Origin of the sequence: Bifidobacterium sp. UTCIF-38, assembly GCF_006454495.1 — a bacterium.
GTDB classification, from domain to species: domain Bacteria; phylum Actinomycetota; class Actinomycetes; order Actinomycetales; family Bifidobacteriaceae; genus Bifidobacterium; species Bifidobacterium callitrichos.
Genome location: NZ_JFAL01000018.1, coordinates 17,891 through 36,104, shown reverse-complemented (window position 1 = coordinate 36,104; position 18,214 = coordinate 17,891). Strand labels below are relative to the sequence as shown.

At 62.9% G+C, this 18,214-nt stretch carries 13 protein-coding genes; 3 read left to right on the top strand and 10 right to left on the bottom strand.

Annotation, left to right across the window (positions count from 1 at the left end; genetic code table 11):
• The first annotated feature begins 327 nt into the window (after nt 1-327).
• Complete coding sequence (locus BW11_RS06210) at nt 328-1,083, top strand: Sir2 family NAD-dependent protein deacetylase (protein ID WP_140445753.1); 756 nt, start codon at nt 328-330, stop codon at nt 1,081-1,083.
• A 192-nt stretch (nt 1,084-1,275) separates the two neighbouring features.
• On the opposite strand, the gene ilvA is transcribed toward BW11_RS06210, so the two are convergent.
• The 5 genes from ilvA to BW11_RS06185 all read right to left on the bottom strand — a co-directional run bounded on the left by ilvA (nt 1,276) and on the right by BW11_RS06185 (nt 7,380).
• Complete coding sequence (gene ilvA, locus BW11_RS06205) at nt 1,276-2,541, bottom strand: threonine ammonia-lyase (protein ID WP_043166166.1); 1,266 nt, start codon at nt 2,539-2,541, stop codon at nt 1,276-1,278.
• Between the two features lie 324 nt (nt 2,542-2,865).
• Nucleotides 2,866-4,776, bottom strand: a complete 1,911-nt coding sequence (locus tag BW11_RS06200) for an alpha-glucosidase (RefSeq protein ID WP_140445752.1) — start codon at nt 4,774-4,776, stop codon at nt 2,866-2,868.
• Between the two features lie 216 nt (nt 4,777-4,992).
• Nucleotides 4,993-6,510 (bottom strand): PTS ascorbate transporter subunit IIC, encoded by a 1,518-nt coding sequence (locus BW11_RS06195; RefSeq protein WP_140445751.1) that lies wholly within the window; start codon nt 6,508-6,510, stop codon nt 4,993-4,995.
• Between the two features lie 55 nt (nt 6,511-6,565).
• Nucleotides 6,566-6,835 carry a PTS sugar transporter subunit IIB gene (locus BW11_RS06190; RefSeq protein ID WP_140445750.1) on the bottom strand — a complete coding sequence of 90 codons (270 nt, stop codon included), beginning with the start codon at nt 6,833-6,835 and terminating at the stop codon, nt 6,566-6,568.
• Between the two features lie 95 nt (nt 6,836-6,930).
• On the bottom strand, nt 6,931-7,380 hold the full coding sequence (locus BW11_RS06185) for a PTS sugar transporter subunit IIA (RefSeq protein WP_140445749.1): 450 nt from the start codon (nt 7,378-7,380) through the stop codon (nt 6,931-6,933).
• A 417-nt stretch (nt 7,381-7,797) separates the two neighbouring features.
• Between BW11_RS06185 and BW11_RS06180 the strand changes: the two genes are divergently transcribed.
• On the top strand, nt 7,798-8,850 hold the full coding sequence (locus BW11_RS06180) for a LacI family DNA-binding transcriptional regulator (protein WP_140445748.1): 1,053 nt from the start codon (nt 7,798-7,800) through the stop codon (nt 8,848-8,850).
• A gap of 239 nt (nt 8,851-9,089) precedes the next feature.
• Here BW11_RS06180 and BW11_RS06175 read toward each other — a convergent pair whose 3' ends face one another.
• From BW11_RS06175 to BW11_RS06165, 3 genes are read right to left on the bottom strand one after another with little or no spacing between them, the layout of a single operon-like run.
• Nucleotides 9,090-9,980: a carbohydrate ABC transporter permease gene (locus tag BW11_RS06175; protein ID WP_052119177.1), complete on the bottom strand. Its 891-nt coding sequence runs from the start codon at nt 9,978-9,980 to the stop codon at nt 9,090-9,092.
• A gap of 17 nt (nt 9,981-9,997) precedes the next feature.
• Nucleotides 9,998-10,930 (bottom strand): carbohydrate ABC transporter permease, encoded by a 933-nt coding sequence (locus tag BW11_RS06170; protein WP_107044850.1) that lies wholly within the window; start codon nt 10,928-10,930, stop codon nt 9,998-10,000.
• A 26-nt stretch (nt 10,931-10,956) separates the two neighbouring features.
• A complete protein-coding gene (locus BW11_RS06165; protein WP_140445747.1) occupies nt 10,957-12,231 on the bottom strand; it encodes an ABC transporter substrate-binding protein in 1,275 nt (424 codons plus the stop codon).
• A gap of 216 nt (nt 12,232-12,447) precedes the next feature.
• On the opposite strand from BW11_RS06165, the gene BW11_RS06160 reads away from it, so the two are divergent.
• Nucleotides 12,448-13,683, top strand: a complete 1,236-nt coding sequence (locus BW11_RS06160; RefSeq protein WP_140445756.1) for an ROK family protein — start codon at nt 12,448-12,450, stop codon at nt 13,681-13,683.
• 79 nt (nt 13,684-13,762) lie between these two features.
• Here the strand turns inward: BW11_RS06160 and BW11_RS06155 are convergent, their stop codons facing one another.
• Complete coding sequence (locus tag BW11_RS06155) at nt 13,763-16,012, bottom strand: alpha-galactosidase (protein ID WP_140445746.1); 2,250 nt, start codon at nt 16,010-16,012, stop codon at nt 13,763-13,765.
• Nucleotides 16,013-16,137: 125 nt separating this feature from the next.
• Nucleotides 16,138-18,210 (bottom strand): sodium:proton antiporter, encoded by a 2,073-nt coding sequence (locus BW11_RS06150; protein WP_140445745.1) that lies wholly within the window; start codon nt 18,208-18,210, stop codon nt 16,138-16,140.
• Nucleotides 18,211-18,214: the final 4 nt, after the last annotated feature.

Sequence of the window (18,214 nt, the reverse complement as noted above, 5' to 3'; positions counted from 1 at the left end):
AAGCACATCAACAAGCTGAATCACAATTCTTGATTTGAATCAGATCGCCATGCTGAGTGGCAACAGATGAGTAACTTACACGCCTTGCGACGATCATGCAAACCAGCATGCAAAAGTACGCCGCAAATCCTTGGAAATACAGCGTTCCATCGGCGTGTCGCAACAGCATCGCTTGACCCTGCCATGCGTCATGTCCTATTGCCAAGGATACGCCCGCGGACGTCACATGCCGGTAACCGAAAGTGACGAACAGTCGAACAAACGGAATCGCCGCGACTTCTCCCGGCGTACACCGCAACGACACGCAAAGCGCGTATACCTGTGGGTATGACAAAGAAAATCGCAGTACTGACCGGCGCCGGCATCTCCACCTCCGCCGGAATCCCCGACTTCCGCGGCCCCGACGGCGTGTGGACCAAGCACCCCGACCAGATGAGCGTGTACGACATCGACGCGTTCCTCAACGACAAGGAGGCGCGCGAATACTCCTGGCGCTGGCAGAAGGAATCACCCGTGTGGAACGCGCAGCCCGGCGTCGCGCACAAGGCACTGGTCAAGCTCGAGAAGGCGGGCATGCTCACGCTGCTCGCCACGCAGAACTTCGACGCCCTGCATGAGAAGGCCGGCAACAGTCCGGATATCATCGTCAACCTGCACGGCACGATCGGCACATCGCACTGCATGAAATGCCACGCCGAATACAACACCGCCGACATCATGGCGAAGCTGGACGAGGAGCCAGATCCGCGCTGCCATCGTCTGCTCAAGTACAAGGGGAACATGCCCTGCAACGGCATGATCAAGACCGACGTCGTCTACTTCGGCGAGGCGCTGCCGGACGGCGCGATGGAGAAGTCGTACAGCCTGGCGACCAAGGCCGACGAACTGTGGGTCATCGGATCGACGCTCGAGGTGTTCCCGGCCGCGAGCATCGTGCCGGTCGCCGCGCAGGCCGGCGTTCCGATCACGATCATGAACATGGGCCGCACCCAGTACGATCGCCTCGCCACCCGTCTCATCCACGACGACATCGCCGTGGCCCTGCCCGAACTCGTCGACGAAACCATCGCCGAGAACAGCTGACGCGCGAGTCACAAGTCAGCAGATACATACCGCTGGAACAGAGCGACGGCCCGCTATTTACTGTTCACGACCGTAGGCTTGGCCGAACGGCCTTGAGTGTGTCGGGAACAGTAGATAGCGGGCCGTCGCGGTCACCGCAATAAACGGTCAGCAGCTACCCAGCCAAGGCGCAAAAAGCGCGAATCAGGCGAATCAGTAGATGCGCTTGGGGCTAAAGCCTTCGGCCTTGAGGGCGGCGAGGATGCGGTCGATGTGGTCGGGACCGTTGGTCTCGACCGTGACGCCGAGCGACACCGCGTTCGTGTAGTGGCCGGATGCCTTGAACTGATCGTGGTCGAGGGCGATCACGTTGGCGCGTTCGCGTGCGAGCAGAGACGCGACCTTGACGAGCTGACCCGGCGTATCGGGCAGCTCCACCTCGAAGTTCATGATGCGACCGCGGGCGATCATGCCCTTCTGGATGACCGCGCCCATCGTCACGGTGTCGATGTTGCCGCCGGACATGATCGGCACGACCACGTGCGGGCCGGGCGCGGACGCGAACTTGCGCGAGCGCAGGTTCAGATGCTCAAGCGCGGCGAGCGAGACGGCACCGGCCGCCTCGACGACCAACTTGTGCTTTTCAAGCATGAGCAGGATCATCTCGTTGATGTCACGCTCGGTGACGGTGACGATGTCGTCGAGGAACTCGTTGAGCAGCGCGAACGTGAGATCGCCCGGATGCTTGACGGCGACGCCCTCGGCGGAGGTGACGACCTGATCGGCGGGCACGACGCGACCGGCCGCAAGCGAGTTCTTCCACGCAGGCGAGCCCTCCGGGATCGCGCCGATCACGCGCACTTCCGGCTTGAACGTCTTGATGGCGAGCGCGACGCCGGCGCCGAGTCCGCCGCCGCCGAGGGGCACGACCACGTCGGTGACGTTGGGCACGTCCTCGAGGATTTCGAGGGCGATGGTGCCCTGGCCGCAGATGACTTCGTAGTCGTCGAACGGCGGCACGTAGATCATGCCTTCCTTTTCGCTCAGTTCGGCGGCGTGGGCGGCGGATTCGTCGAAGACGTCGCCGTAGAGGACCACGTCGGCGCCGTACGCCTTGGTGGCGTCGACCTTGAGCGGCGGGGTGATGGTCGGCATGCAGATCGTGGCCTTGGCGCCGCGTTCGCGGGCGGCGTAGGCGACGCCCTGCGCGTGGTTGCCGGCGGAGGCGGTGACGATGCCGCGGGCGAGCTCCTCTTCGGACAGGGAGGCGATCTTGTTGTAGGCGCCGCGGATCTTGAAGGATCCGGTGATCTGAAGGTTCTCGGGCTTGAGGAGGATCTCGTGTCCGGTCATTTCGGACAGGGTCGGCGAGGGGATGATCTCGGTGTGGCGTGCGGTCCCCTTCAACCGCTCGGCGGCTTTCTTGAGTTCGGCCGCATGATCACGCTGCAATGCTTTGAGGACGTCTTTCTGTTCCATAATCGGCTATTTTATGCGGCGGGGTGCCGTATCCAGACACCCCGTCTCGCGCAATAAGGCAATTCACGCGAATTCCCAGCCTTCATCCGCCGATATCTCGCCGATATCTCGCTTACGAGGGGTACTTTTCGCTTGTTACGGACATCTATCCTGCTTACGAGGGGTACCTGACCAAAGTACACAAACCTACAAACGGCAAACCCTCATGGTAATCAAGCCGTTTTAGGGGCCTTATACCTGCATCAGGTACCTCTCGGAAGCAGGATAGATGTCCGCAGAAGGCTGAAAGTACCCCTCGTAAGCAAGATAGCTGCGTCGAACGCATTACAAACGCACGGCGATGGCCTCCCACGGGTCGAGCTCCTCGTTGGTGAGGGAGACGACGGCGTGGGATGCGCCGTACGTGCTGATCACGATGTCCGGTTCGGTGATGCCGCCGGCGAGCAGCGCGGACGCCTCGGACGGCAGGTCGACGGTGCGTCCGGAGAGGTTCGCGACGATAAGCAGCGCGCCTTCGCCGGGCTGCGTGCTGGGATCCGGCTGCGGGTTGATGTGGAACGATTCGACGTCGTCGAACACCGGGTACGTCGAGGCCGGAGCGGGCTTGGCGAGGGTGCGGGTGAAGGCGTAGACGTGCGGGTCGGATGCGTCGATCAGGTGCCAGCTGCCGGCGGAGATCACCGGGTCGGTGTGGCGCAGCGCGATGAGCTGCTTGTAGAACGCGTACACGGAGTCGGGGTCGTCGAACTCGCTGGCCACGTTGATGTCCGTGTGATTCGGGTTGACCGAGATCCACGGCTCGCAGGCGGCGTCGGGCGCGGTGAATCTGGCGTAGCGGGAGGCGTCCCACTGCATCGGGGTGCGGGAGTTGTCTCGACCGCGCGCGGCGATGCCTGCCATCATCGATTCGGCGCTCTGCACCTTGGCCTCCTCGACGCGCTGACGGTAGGCATTGAGCGTTTCCAAGTCGCGGTACTGGTCGAGGGAGGTGAAGTGCGCGTTGGTCATGCCGAGTTCCTCGCCCTGGTAGACGTACGGGGTGCCGCGGTGCATGTGCAGCACGAGTCCCCACGCTTTGGCGGAGCGGATGCGCGACTCCTCGGTGGAGTCGTCGCCCCAGCGGGAGACGACGCGCGGCTGGTCGTGGTTGCCGGTGAACAGGCTTGCCCAGCCGGCCTTCGCGACGGCGGTCTGATAGCCGGCCATGATGGACTTGAGCTTCGTCAGGTCGAGGGGCAGCGGCTTCCACTTGGCGCCCTCGCAGTCGAAGTCGACGTGCTCGAACAGGAAGAGCATGTCGAGTTCGCCATTGGCGGGATCGGTGATGTGCTCGTTGCGCGCGGCCGTGATGCCGGGGGCCTCGCCGACGGTGAGGAAGCCGTCGCGGCCGTCGAACACCTCGCGACGCATTTCGGCGAGGAACTCGTCCTGGCGCGGACCGTCGGCGCAGAACGGGTTCGGGTTGGAGTAGCCCTCCTCGCCGACGGGCAGGTCGTCGAGTTCGGAACCGGCCTCGCCGGGGAGCTTACCGTTCGGGTCGGTGCGCTTGGAGATCAGGGTGATGACGTCCATGCGGAATCCGTCGACGCCGCGATCGAGCCACCAGTTCATCATGTCGTACACGGCGCGGCGCACGGCCGGGTTCTCCCAGTTCAAGTCGGGCTGCTTCTTCGAGAACTGGTGGAGGTAGTATTCGCCGCGGGTCTCGTCGTACTGCCATGCGGAGCCGCCGAAGTAGGAGCCCCAGCGGTTCGGCTCGGCGCCGGGTTCGCCGGGCGTGGTGCCGGGGCGTGCGGGACGCCACCAGTACCAGTCGGCGTGCGGGTCGTCCTTGTGCTTCGACGCCTCGAACCACGCGTGTTCGTCGGAGGTGTGATTGACGACGAGATCCATCACGATCTTCAGGCCCCGTTTGTGCGCTTCGGCGAGGAGTTCGTCCATGTCGTCGAGCGTGCCGAACAGCGGGTCGATGTCCTGATAGTCGGAGATGTCGTAACCGTTGTCGTCCTGCGGGGACTTGTAGACCGGGGAGAGCCACAGCACGTCGACACCGAGGTCGGCGAGGTAATCGAGGCGGGAGGTGATGCCCTTGAGGTCGCCGAATCCGTCACCGTTCGTGTCCTGGAAGGATCGCGGGTAGATCTGGTAGACGACGGCGTTCGACCACCACGGGTTCGGGGTCGCGCCGTTCGTGCGGATGGCGTCGGGCAGTGGTTCACGGTTGAAGGCGGTCATCGTTGGCTCCTTTGCGGCTGATTTGTTTCGGGTTTTCGGTCCTATGCGCACAGGATACGGCCACCTGCCTTTTCATTCCCATTACGACGCGCGCATGGGCGAGCCGGAAAGAAAATCGGGATGGCACGCAATTGCATGCCATCCCGTCGAGCTATCGCTCTACCGAGCCGAAGAACCTCGCGGAAGCCACCCCTATGACTGACTGTGCCAAATGCATCAAGCCTTGGCCACGGCCTTGTCCGAGGCACGTGCGGCGGCTTTCGCAGCCTTTTCCTCCGCCTTCACCTGCTGGATGAACTCGGCGTGCTTGGCTCCGGGGGTCCAACCGGAGTTGACGACCTTCACCTGCCAGATCCAAGCTGCGGCAAACAGTATGACGGCGAAGATCAGCAGGCTGATCGCACCGCCCATCGAGCCAAGGTGCGCAAGGTTGCCGACGATAGTGCCATACCAGCAGAAATCACCGTCGCCGAAGGTGGAGTTAGCCAGACCGAAGCTACCCATCACGGTCATCAGAGCGGCCGGAAGGAAGGTGATGAGCATGCCGTTGATGAACGATCCGACGATCGCGCCCGTACGACCTCCGGTTGCATTGCCGAACACACCGGCGCCACCGCCATCGAAGAAGTGAGGCACCATGCCGGGCAGAATCAGCGCAACACCCCAAACCGGCCCAAGCCATACGGCGATGATCGCAAGGGCAACCAGTCCGCCGACGAAGGAGCCGAGGAAGCCGATGAGGGATGCGTTGGCACCGTACGGGAATACGATCGGGATGTCCAACGCCGGACGTGCACCGGGCACGACCTTGTTGGCGATACCCTGGAAGGCGGGAACCAGCTCGCCGAGGATGATGCGCACGCCATACAGAATGATGCTCACGCCGATGCCGAACTGCAGCGCCTGAGCGAACGCGGCCATGAAGAAGGAGCCGTAGTTATCGGGATTGGTGGAGAAGATCTTGAACGCCGTCTCGGCAGGCAGGACGATGGCGGCCCATACGGAGAAGACCAGATACAGGGTGACCATGAGCACGGTTGTGGACACCATGGAATCGCGCAGGAAGCTCAGTCCCTTCGGGAAGTTGATGTCCTCAGTGGACTTCGACTTCTTGCCGACGGCTGCACCGACAGAGCCGGAGATGATGTATCCAAGCGAATTGAAATGTCCGATGGACAGCTTGTCGCTGTTGGTCACGCGGTTCATGAATGGCTGCGTGAACGCCGGCATCACCACCATGATCACGGCCATCAGAATGGAGCCGATCACGATGACGAGCAGCTGGTTCTCGGCACCGAAACCGACGGAGAGAACCACGGCCAGCATCGTGGACATGAACACCATGTGGTGGCCTGTCAGGAAGATGTACTTGAGCGGGGTGAACCGGGCAAGCAGCAGCATGATGATGAAGCTCAGCACGATGATGTATGTGGAGGCGGTGCCGAACTGGCTGGACGCCTGCGCGGTGATGACCTCATTGGTCGGCACTACTCCGTGCGCACCGGTGGATTTCAGCACCAGATCGCCAAAGGGAGACAGAGCGGCGGTCACCACGTTGGCACCGGCTCCCAGAATGAGATAGCCCATTGCCGCCTTAAGCGCACCGGAGATGATCTGGCCGATGCTGCGCTTCAATGCGATCAGGCCGATGGCGGCGATGATACCGATCAGATACGCCGGCACATTCAGGATCTCCTGGCTGATGAAATTCAGCACCTGAACGATAGCGTTCATGTTGTCCTTCTATCCTTTGTTGTTCTCTGTTTGCTCTGGGGACGCGCGGGATCGGTTAGGCGTAGCGCTCCAGCACGCCGCGGATCTCGTCGGTGTCCATGAAGTTGGCGATGATCTCGACCGGCGTCGTGGTGCCCTCCAGCTCCGGAGCCAGCTCGGCGGAGGTGAGCACCAGATCGTTCATGTTGGCGGTTCCCTTGGCACTGCCCGCATCGGAGGTGGTGACGTTCACATCGATGCCCAGATCGGCAGCGACCGACTCGACGTTGACTTTCAGCAGCACGGAGGTGCCGATGCCGTTGCCACATACGCACAGAATGTTCATGATTATTCCTCTTTCATTGATTGGTGTTGGTTATGGGTTGGTTATGGGTTAGCGATTGTCGATAACGATTGGTTGCGATGATTGATGGAGACCCCTCATCGCTGAAGAATCGCGCGGATCTCATCCGGCGTGTCCGCCTGCGCCAGATCGGCAGTCCTCTTCGGATCGACTAAGGCTCCGGCGATGGCTGACATGACTCCGATATGCTCGTTCTCGTCGTGGCCCGCCAGACCGATCACCAATGACACGGGATCGTTGGCCTTGCTGCCGAATTCAACAGGCGTGCTGAGTCGCACCCAGCTCAGACCGGTCTTGAGCACCGCATTCGATGGACGGGAATGCGCCAAAGCCAGTCCCGGCGCGATCACGATATAGGGCCCCATCTTCTCGACGGTCTCGATCATCTGGTCCGTGTACGCATCAGTGGTGAAACCGGCGGCGACCAGACCATCTCCAGCCAACCGGATCGCGGCCTTCCAATCATCAGCCGGAACATCCAGCAGGAATGCGGAATCAGGAAGGAATCCGTTGATGTCGTTTGCCATATGCCCTCCTTGGTGGCTTCCCCCACTCGCTTGGTGGGATCTCAGGTTCCCTACGTCATCGCCGGAACCTTGTTTCTGACAGAAGAAACTATACATCACAAAATACTGAAATTCCAACGGAAACCGATTTCTGGAAACAGTATCTACGTGATATAGTGCCACAATGCAAGCACTGAAGCCAAAACACGGCAGTCACACAAATTCGGCGCAACGGCGTGTCGCGTCGCACGCAAATCGAAGCCAGCTCGAATCGACGAACGCACGGGAACACATGCCACGAAATCACCCCCGACCAGTTCCGCACATTCGATGCACTCAGCGAAGACCCGTCTCGTGTATCATTGAGCCGCATGTCTTCCAAGGGGTTCGCAGCATCACACCTCTTGAGTGTTCCTTTCGATTGCTGAGGTGGCGTATATGAGCTCGACGAGTTCCATCACCAACGTCGCCGCTCTGGCTCGCGTATCCAAGGCGACGGTATCCCGCGTCCTTTCCGGACAGCGCACCAAGGACGACGACATCGCGCGAAGGGTGAGAGATGCCGCGGAGAAACTGAACTATTCCGCCAATTCCGCAGCCAGCGCGCTACGTAGCGACACCACCAACACCATAGGTCTCGTTATGCCGGACCCATCCTCCCCGATAGCCTCCCGCATGCTCGCCGAACTGGACCCGATATCAAACGGAGACAATAAGCAACTACTCATCGGCATCGGAGATGACCTGAGCACCCAAGAGGAACGGGTGTCGGCCATGCTGATGCGGCGAATCGACGGACTCATCCTCATTCCACCCAAAGACACCAATCCAACCTTCCTCGACGCGCATGCGGGAAATGTACCCATCGTTCAGGTCTCGGGCCGTTCCTCATCGTTCCTAGTCAACTGGGTCGGAGTGGATGAAAATGCATCGATGAATCTGACCATGCATCATCTTGCCGACCACAACGCGACGTCAATCGCATATCTGAGCGGCAATATCGATTCACCCGAATCAGCAGACCTGTTCACTACATTCCAGATAACGCTCTCGGCAATGAACCTCATGAGTGACCCCGACTGGACAACGTTCGGAGAATGCACTACCGAGCGCGGATATCGGGAAGCCATGGAGCTGTTCGAAAGCAAGGGCAGCAAGCCCGATGCCGTCATATGCGCATCCGACGAGATCGCCGTCGGAGTGCTGATGGCATTATTCCAGCTGGGCATCAGTGTTCCCCATGACGTCATTGTCATAGGTTCGGGCGATTCTCCCATCGCCAATGCCATCTCCCCAACGCTGACTTCGCTACGTCCTCCGTGCAGGCTCCTTGCCAAGGAGACCATGCGCCTGCTTGGCAAGGAGAATGACAAACAGCACTGGATGCCTGCACGCGTCGCATTCCCACCGCAGCTAGTGCGACGCGAATCCACCGACAGCCCCCGTTTCGGGTCCAGCGATATGACCACCCCACGCTCCGACGACGAGTAGCAGCTTGTCTCGGCGAGAGAAAACCGGCCGCGCGTAGCGGAAACCTCTCGCTGAGCCGTGGCTAGCGAGAGGTTTCTGTCAGGGAGGAATGGGGACGACTCACAGAGGGCTATGCCAGCGAGAGGTTCCCGGTAGGAGGGGACGGAGATATCCCGCAGAGGGCCGTGTCAGCGAGAGGTGGGCGTCATGCGGTGACGGAGATCTCTCGCTCGGAGCTGTGAAGTAAAGCCCACCGGGCTTCACTTCACAGCTCCCCTCATCACGCCGCCGATGACCCACTTCTGGGCGAAGACGTAGACGATGAGGATCGGGGCCATGGCCATCAGGTAGCTGGAGAAGGCCATCGGATAGTTGGTGGCGAACTGGGAGCTGAAGACGTACTGGGCCAGCGGAATCGTCTGGTTCGACTGGTCGGTCAGCACGATGAGCGGCAGGAGGAAGTCGTTCCACGCCCACAGCGCGGTCAGGATCGCGATGGTCGCGTTGATCGGGCTCATCAGCGGGAAGATGATCTGCCAGAAGATGCGCCAAGTCGACGCGCCGTCGATGCGCGCGGCCTCCTCAAGCGAGACCGGGATCGAACGGATGAATCCGGTCGCGATGAACAGGTTCGTGCCAAGGCCCAGCACCATGTACAGCAGGATCAGGCCGACCTGGTTGTCGAGGTGCCACGATCCCATCTGCTTGGCGATCGGCAGCATGACGACCGGGAACGGCACGAACATCGCGGCGATGAAGAAGTAGTACAGGAAGCGGAAGAATCGCTTGTCCATATTGCGGGCCACCGCGTACGCGACGAACGTGTTGGTCAGCAGGGTCAGCACCACGGCGGCGACGGTGATGATCGCCGAGTTGAGCGCGGCCTTCGGGTAGTTGACCTTGGCGGACGCGTCGGCGAAGTTGTGCCACTCCCACGTGGTCGGCAGGGCGAACGTGCCGGCCTCGGCGGGCGTCTTCAGCGCGGTGACGATCGTGAAGTACAGGGGGATCAGGATCGTCAGGGACAGGACCGCGACGGCGGCGGTGAGCCACCAGTTGATGTTGCGGTCCCTGCGGAACTTCTCGGGCTTGCCGGACGACTTTCCGGACTGCACACCGGACTGCGTGGACGAAGAGGACTTGACTGACATTGCGGCACTCATGGCACTCACACCTTTTCCTTGCTGCCGAAGAACTTGAGCTGGATGAACGCGATGATCGCGAGAACGATGAAGAAGAGCACGGCGTTGGCGGTCTGGTACGCGTACTCGCCGCCGGTCAGGCCGCCCTTCCAGATGAGGTAGGTCACGGTTTCCGTGGCGGAGTTCGGTCCGCCGTCGGTCAGGGCGACGACCTGGTCGAACGTGCCGAGCGCGTTCTTCATGGACAGCACGAGGTTGATCGTGAAGAACGGTCCGATGAGCGGGAACGTGATCTTCCAGAACTTCTGCCACGCGTTGACGCCGTCGAGCGCGGCCGCCTCGTAGATCTCGGTGTCGATGGTCTGCAGGCCGGCGAGGTAGAGCAGCACCGAGTAGGCGACGCCCTGCCACACGGCGAGGAACACGATCGGGATCCACGAGTACTGCTCGCTGGTGATGAGCGATTCGGACAGCCAGCCGATGCCGAGCGCCTTGCCGAGCTCGGGCAGCGGGTTCATGAAGATGTACTTGAACACGTAGCCGATGACCAGCACGGACAGGGTGTAGGGCACGAAGAAGATCGCGCGGAAGCCGTTCTTGAACGCGATTTTGCCGTTCAGCGCGACGGCGATGAACATCGCGATCACGTTGATGAGCACGGTGATCGCGATGGCGATCAGGAACGTGAACAGATAGGCGTGGCCCACGCGATCGTCCTGGAACAGGGCGATGTAGTTCTTGAATCCGATGATGTCATAGTCGCCGTAGCCCTGCGAATTGGTGAACGAGTACATCACGCCCTGCAGGAACGGCACGTACAGGAAGATCGCGAAGATGATCGCGGCCGGTACGGCCATCCAGTAGAAGGCCCGGTCGACCTTGCGGTCGGAGAATGCGGAGACGCGCTTCTTCGCGCTCTTCGTCGCCTTGGCGGAAGCCGCGGATGATGATGTCGTCATGATGCTCCTTCCTTCCTTTCGATTCGTCAGTTCGTGAAGGTCCTCGCCTGGACCTTGTCCCATTCGGTCTGCATCTGGTTCAGGAAGCGGTCGGTGTTGCCGCTGGTCACCATCGTCTGCAGGTAGCCGCCGATGTTGATCGAGGAGGGGATGTAGTGGTCGCAGAAGTCGGCCACCTTGTTCTCCTCGAAGAACGGGCGCACGGTTTCGAGCGCCTTGTTGCCGAAGTGCGTGTCCTTGAGCGGGGTGATCGCGGAGTTCGCGTCGGCGTAGTCATTGAGGGTCTTCTCGCTCATGAGGAACTCGATGAACTTCATCGCCTCGGCCTTGTGCTGGGTGTTGGCGCCCATCGTGAGCATCACGTCGTCGCCGGCGGCGAGGATCTGCTCGTCAGCGTTGTCGGAGGCGGGCATCTGCGCGAAGCCCAGATCCGCGTCCTTGTTGATCATGAGGATCTGCGGGATGGCGTACGTGCCCAGCGGGATGATCGCGGCGGAGCCCTTGGCGAAGTTCTGCGTGCCCTGCTGGTAGGTGATGCCCTTGTCGCCGTCGGCGTACTTGAAGAGCTCCACCTCCTTGCTCACGGTGTCCTTCCACATGTCCTGGAAGTTGGTCTCGCCGGTCTTGAGCTTCGTGTACTCGGTTTCGGGCACGAGCGTGCCGGCGAGGGACGCGAGCGGCGCCTGCGTGGTCCACGCGTCGGCGACCGTCGCCTCGACCGGGTTGATGCCCTGATCGCGGAACTTCTGGAGCATCGCGGTGAACTCGCTCCACGTCTTCGGCGGGTTCTCCGGGTCGATGCCTGCCTTGCGCCAGATCTCCTTGTTGTAGATGTAGCCGGAGGCGTTGCCGGCGAACGGCAGACCGTACAGGCGCTTCTTCGACTGGTCGGTGGTCTGCACGAGGTTCTTCGCGATTTCGACCATGCCGGGGTTGAGCTCGTCGACGATCGGCTCGTCGGTGAAGTCGTAGAAGACGCCGGATGCGGCGAAGTTGCCGAAGCTGATGTCGCCGTTGAACGTGATGACGTCCGGCACGCGGTTCTTGACGAATCGGGTGCGCAGATCGGTCTGCGCGTTGGCGGAGTTGTTGATGTTGATCTTGATGGTCGGGTTTTCCTTCTCGAACTCGGCTGCGGCCTGCTTGAACCAATCGGCGGCCTCGGCCTTGAACTGGAAGAAATCAAGCGTGACGGTGCCGGCGGTGTTCGCGCCGCAACCGGCAAGTCCGACGCCGACCGCGATCGCGCAGACTGCGGCCGCGACCCGTCTCATCCATGACTTGGGGGAATCGCACTGCATTCGTAGACTCCTTAGCTTTCTCCTTTCCGCAGCGTCGGTGCCGCGGAATGTGCTTCCACGATACGGTTCGATAGTTTTTATTCCAAGCGTGAGCGAGCCTCGCAACGGTGGAAATTAAAGACCGGCGAATTATGTATTCTAGGAATGGAATTCAGACAGATTCGATTCGCCGACGAATGCGGGGAGTGTATGGGAATGACAAACAACGACGAATGGATGAACATCGACGAGACCACCAAGGCCGCTGACGAGCTTCCATCCCTCCCCCACTGGTTCGAGGGATCGGAGTACACGCATCGCGTGGCGTGCGCGATCGCGAAGTACGGACCGATCGCACGCACGACGCTGGCGCAGCTGCTGGGCCTGTCGCAGGGCTCACTGTCGCGCATCACGAGCGATCTGATCTACGCGGGCGTCATCGAGGAGCTACCGGGCGATTCGGTCACACGCGGCCCGCTGCCGCAGGGGTTCACGCCGAAGGAGAGCTCGGATCGGCGCGGCCGGCCGCAGACGGCGCTGGCCTTGTGCGCGAACGCACGCACGTTCGTCGGCGTGAAGGCGAACGGCACGTCCGCGGTGGCCGCGGCGGTCAACGCGCACGGCGAGGTCGTGTCCGGGCGGCATGAGGCCGCATTCCCGGACCGATCGCCCGAATCGGTGACGGCGACGATCGCGCGACTCGTCAACGAGTGCGTGGTCGACGTGACGGGTTCGGCGCTGCCCGCCCCGATCGCAGTCGGCGTGGCGATCGGCGGACATGTGGCGGATGACGATCGGACCGTCACGTTCGCGCCGTTCCTGCGCTGGGATCACGACGTGCCGCTGGCCGAGATGGTAACGCGCGCGACGAACCTGCCGTGTGGCGTGTACAACGACATCGACTCGCTGCTGGTGGATGCCAGCTGGTTCGGGCCGGGTGTAGGGCTTGAGGCGTTCGCGGTGCTGACGATCGGCATCGGCATCGGCTATTCGCTGGCGATGCACGGCCGGCCGGTCTCCTATCCGGACAAGAGCTACGGACTGCTCGGTCATGTGCTCGTCGATCCGGAGGGGCCGCGGTGCACGGCCGGGCACATCGGCTGCGCGCAGTGTCTGACCGATGATTCGCTCGCCGACCAGTATTCGCAGATGATGGGTCGCGCATGCACGTTCGACGATTTTGCGCGCGACGCCCGGGCGGGCGTGCCGCAGGCGTCGCGACTGCTCGACAAGACGTGCTTCCGATTGGGATCGCTGATCGCGACGGTCGCGAACATCGCGATGCCGTCGAAGGTGATGGTCGCCGGCGAATCGGCGTTCCTCGCGAAGATGGCGATCGACCCGATCCGCGACGGCATCAACCGCTACCGGCACAGTCAGGCCTCGCCGGTGGAGTTCACCGTCGTGGACCATGACTGGCAGCTGTGGGCCAAGGCCGCCGCATCCCGAGTGATCGCGCGATATCTGGAGTAATGGTCACCCCCTTCCCTTGGCTCCCCTTGTCAGGGGAGCTGGCCCGCGAAGCGGGTCTGAGGGGTAGTCAGTGTGTTGTTCACTGCCGAATGGCGGTGAACAGGACGGCCTGGGCCGGATGCAGGCTCGGCGGGCGCAGACCGTAGGTCTCGAGGGCGCGGCCGGTCATGAGCACGCCCTCCTTCGTCCACCAGCCGAGCGCGGACTGGCCGTTGCCGATGCCGAGGCCCTCGAGATCGAGGTCAAGCCACAGCGGCTGGATGCGGTAGACGCCGTCCGGATCGAGGCCGGGTACGCGGATCGGCGCGGCCGGGTAGGTCTGGCCGGTGGTCAGCTGGGTGAAGCGGTAGAACGCGGCGGAACGGTCGGGCTTGACCATGCCGTCGAGTCGCACGGCCGGATCGATCGCGTCGGCGTGCACGCACGTGTCGACGGCGAACCATTCGCGATGCTTCTTGAACTCGGCGACCCATTCGGCGAGTTTCGCGACGTCCGCCTCCGGCTCCTTGAGCAGGTTCCATTCGATGCCCATGTGCCCGAAGAACGCCATCGCCATGCGCATCTCCTGACTGGTCGCGCGATGCGTGGAGTGCGCCGGGGAGGCGCCCACGTGCTCGCCCATCATGAACGGCGGGACGAGCAGCGACGTGTAGCGCTGGATGTCGGCGCGCTCGACCGGGTCGACGCAGTCGGACACCCAGATACGATCGGCGAGCTCGAGGATGCCGAGGTCCACGCGGCCGCCACCGGAGGAGCAGCTTTCGATCTCGAGACCGGGATGCGCGGCCTTCAAATCGCGGAAGATGCGGTAGACGGCGAGCGTCTGCTCGTGCACAGCCGGGCGGCCGGTACGCGGGGAGACGGCTTCGGTGACGAGCTTGTTGTGATCCCACTTGATGTAGTCGATGCCGAGCTCGCCGACGAGCGAATCCATCGCGTCGTACAGATAGGCGTACGCGTCCGGATTGGTCAGGTCGACGACCTGCTGGGAGCGGCCCTGCATCGGCAGACGATTCGCGGTGGGCTTCAGCACCCAGTCGGGGTGGGCGCGGAACATGTCGGAATCGGGGTTGACCATCTCCGGCTCGAACCACAGGCCGAACTCCATGCCCAAACCATGCACGTAGTCGGCGAGCGCCTTGAGGCTCTTGTCGCCGTCGGGCCACACCTCCTTGGCGATTTGCCAGTCGCCGAGTCCGGAGGTGTCGTCGCGGCGGGATCCGAACCAGCCGTCGTCGACGACGAAGCGTTCGACGCCGGTCGTGGCGGCCTTGTCGGCGAGCGCCTTCAGGGTGTCGAAGTCGTGCTGGAAGTAGACGGCCTCCCACGTGTTGAGGATCACCGGGCGCGGCTTGTCGGCGATGCCGAGCGCGCGGCGGGAGTCGTGCTGCACATGGCGCAGGTAGGCGTGGAATCGCGCGGCGATCTCGTTGAGGCCGTCGCCGTAGGAGCCGTAGACCCACGGGGTGGTGTAGGTGGCGGTGTCGGTGGCGGCATTTGTCTCGTCGAAGCGCGGCAGGGTGATCTCGCCGCCCATGAGCACTTCGCCGCCGCCGATCAGACCGGTCGTGTATGGCTGGCGTTCGGCGGACAGTGCGCTGTTGCCGCTCCATCCGACGTGGACCGCGTATGCCTCGCCGTGTTCGAATCCGAATCCGGGGGTGCCGGCGGTGAGCAGGAGGCTCGCGTCGAAGTCGGGGCGTCCGGCCATCGAGACCTTTTCGAAGCGGCCGACGGTGAGCGGCTGGCACTGCGGGCTGCGTTCGCGCAGGTGGTGGCCGGTGGTGGTGAGGATTTTGCCGGCGAGCGCGGGCAGCGGGAAGCCGAGTTCGACCGTGCCGATCTCGAGGTCGCCAGCGCCCTCGCCGCCTTCGTTGGAGACGTCGAGTTTCTGGCGGATCAGTCCGGATTCGTCGAGTTCGCACGTCCAGATGATGCCGACGCCCTGTTCGAGGTCGTGGGCCTCGACCGTGATGGTCGGCGCATCGGCCGTGACGGATTCGACGGTGAAGCGGCAGAACAGTTCGACGCCGTCTCGGCGCACGGAGAATCGGGGGGCGCCGATCCATGATTCGGCCTGCGTGGGCAGGATCGACGGCCATGCGGTCTCGTCGAGGGCGCCGGAGACTCGCTGCGGCTTCAGGGCGTCGTACTGGGCGATCAGGGTTTCGGGGTGCGCGATCGGACGCCCCCAGTGGACGAAGCGGGGCAGGTCGTCGTTCGGGAACACCAGCGCGAACGCGACGTTCGCGTCCTGCTGCTCGGCGTAGACGACGTTGAGGCGCGTGCCGTCGGCGGCGACGCCGTGGAATTGCTCGATGCGCGACATTGCATATCTCCTTGGGGTCTGGGGGTTGTTCCGTTCACCACGTTTTTCCGTTACCGATCGTAGGACAACCGGCTTTCCTTGCCATACCCCCGTGTGTTTGCCGCGTCAGGAAACTAAATGCCGGATCAGATGCCGGAATCGGCATCGACCTGCATGACATAGATGTTGCGGCGCAGGGCTCTGGCCTGGGCGCGGGAGATGTCGCCGGCCTCGAGCATATCCTGCACGACGCCGAGCTCGATGCCGTAGCTCTCCTTCTTGACCTCCTCGGCCTTGCCGGCAGCCGCCGCGGTGCCCTGCACGTTCGGCCTCGCCTTGAGCGAGCCCTCCGCGCGACGGTAGTCGAGGATCAGGGCCGAGCAGAACTCCGTGTTATACCGGTCGTAGGTCATCTCCTCCTCGAGCATCGCGATCACGTGCTCGATGGCCTCGACCTGCAGGGTGCGCATGTGCGCGAAGATCTGGTCCTCGCTCACGAGCGGCGTGGTGCGGCGGATGCGGTTGATCGTGCGTTTGATGAGGTTCATCGTGCGATGCCTCCACCCGCGCATGCGCCCGCTGATCTGCCATGCGAGCCCGCCGGCCTCCGGGCCTGCGGTGGCGTGGCGCAGCGAGTTCATGATCTGGTCGAGCATGCGTTCGCACGCCTCGACGTTGAGCTCCTGCACGGCCTTGTCCGCGTCCGGATGCGATTTCGCGTCGGCGAGACGGTCGCGCACGAACTCCTTCTCCCAGTTGAGCGCCCGGATCTGCAGCTGTCCGTAGCCGGCCGGGTCGAGCGCGCCGATGCGGTGCTTGAGCCGGCTGATGCGCTTGGTGTACGAGTCGATGACCATGAGCACGGCGCGTCGGTTCTCCGGCGTGATGCGCCCGGTGAGCTCCTCGACCGTGCGCCGCAGCACCTCGATCGTGATCTCCTCGAGTTCGCCGTCGTCGTCCTTCGCGCGGTATGGCGCGAGCAGCGGCAGCAGGAAGTTCGCCAGCAGCAGTGTGCATACGATCACGCCGGAGGCGATGAAGATCAGTTCGTCACGCATCGGGAACGGCGTGCCCGCGTCGATGTAGTAGGGGATCGTGAACATCAGGGACAGGGTGATGGTGCCCTTGGCGCCGCCGAAGGTCATGACCGCGGCCGATCGCCAACGGTCGGCGGTCATCGGACGGCGTTTGCCGGTGTTCTCATCGCGGGCGATGCGCAGCATGCCGGCCACCCAGATGAATCGCAGTGCGACCGCCACGCCCGTGACCAACGCGATCACGCCAAACAGCATGTTGTTGCTGACCCACGGGTCGACCCAGCTGGCGTGCATCGCGCCGGGCAGCAGCATGCCGAGGAGGATGAACACGGCGCCGTTCAGCGTGAACGACAGCACGCCCCACACGCTGGAGGCGACGATGTTCGTGCGTGACACGTTCGGGCCGACGCCGGTGCGGTCGAATCGCACCAGGAGGCCGGCCGCGACGACCGACAGGATGCCGGAGACGTGGAACTCCTCGGCGCCTAGGTACAGCAGGAACGGCAGGAACAGCTCCATGAGGATGCGCGTGGTGGTGGTCTCCCAGCCGAGCGATCGGACGGTTTCGAACAGCCAGTTCGCGGCGAGTCCCACCACCGTGCCGAACAGCGCGCCGCCGATGAACGAGACGATGAACTTCGTGGCCGCCTCACCCACCGCGAATTCGCCGGTGACGGCCGCCGCGATCGCGAACTGGAAGCCGACGATGCCGGACGCGTCGTTGAACAGCGATTCGCCCTTGAGCACGCCGCGCTGGCGCAGCGTGAGCGACGCCTCCTTGCCGAGCGAGGACACCGCGACCGCGTCGGTGGGGCCGAGGGCGGCGCCGAGCGCGAGGGCGGCGGCCAGCGGGATGACCGGCCAGATCGCGTTCAGGGCGAATCCGACCGCCACCATCGTCACTATCGCCAGTCCGATGGCGAGCGAGATGCTCAGCTTCAACGATTTAAGCAGTGCCGACTTGTCGATCTCGTGGGCTTCCAAGTACAGCAGCGGCGCGATGAACAGCACCATGAACAGTTCCGGGTTGAGACTGACGTCGGGGAAGAACGGCAGCTGCGTGGCGGCCGCGCCGAGCGCGATCTGCACCAGCGGCGTCGAGACCTTCGGGATGAACCGACTGAGGAACGACGACAGCACGACGGCCGCGATAATGCACAGTATCAGCTCGACAACATCCATGGTT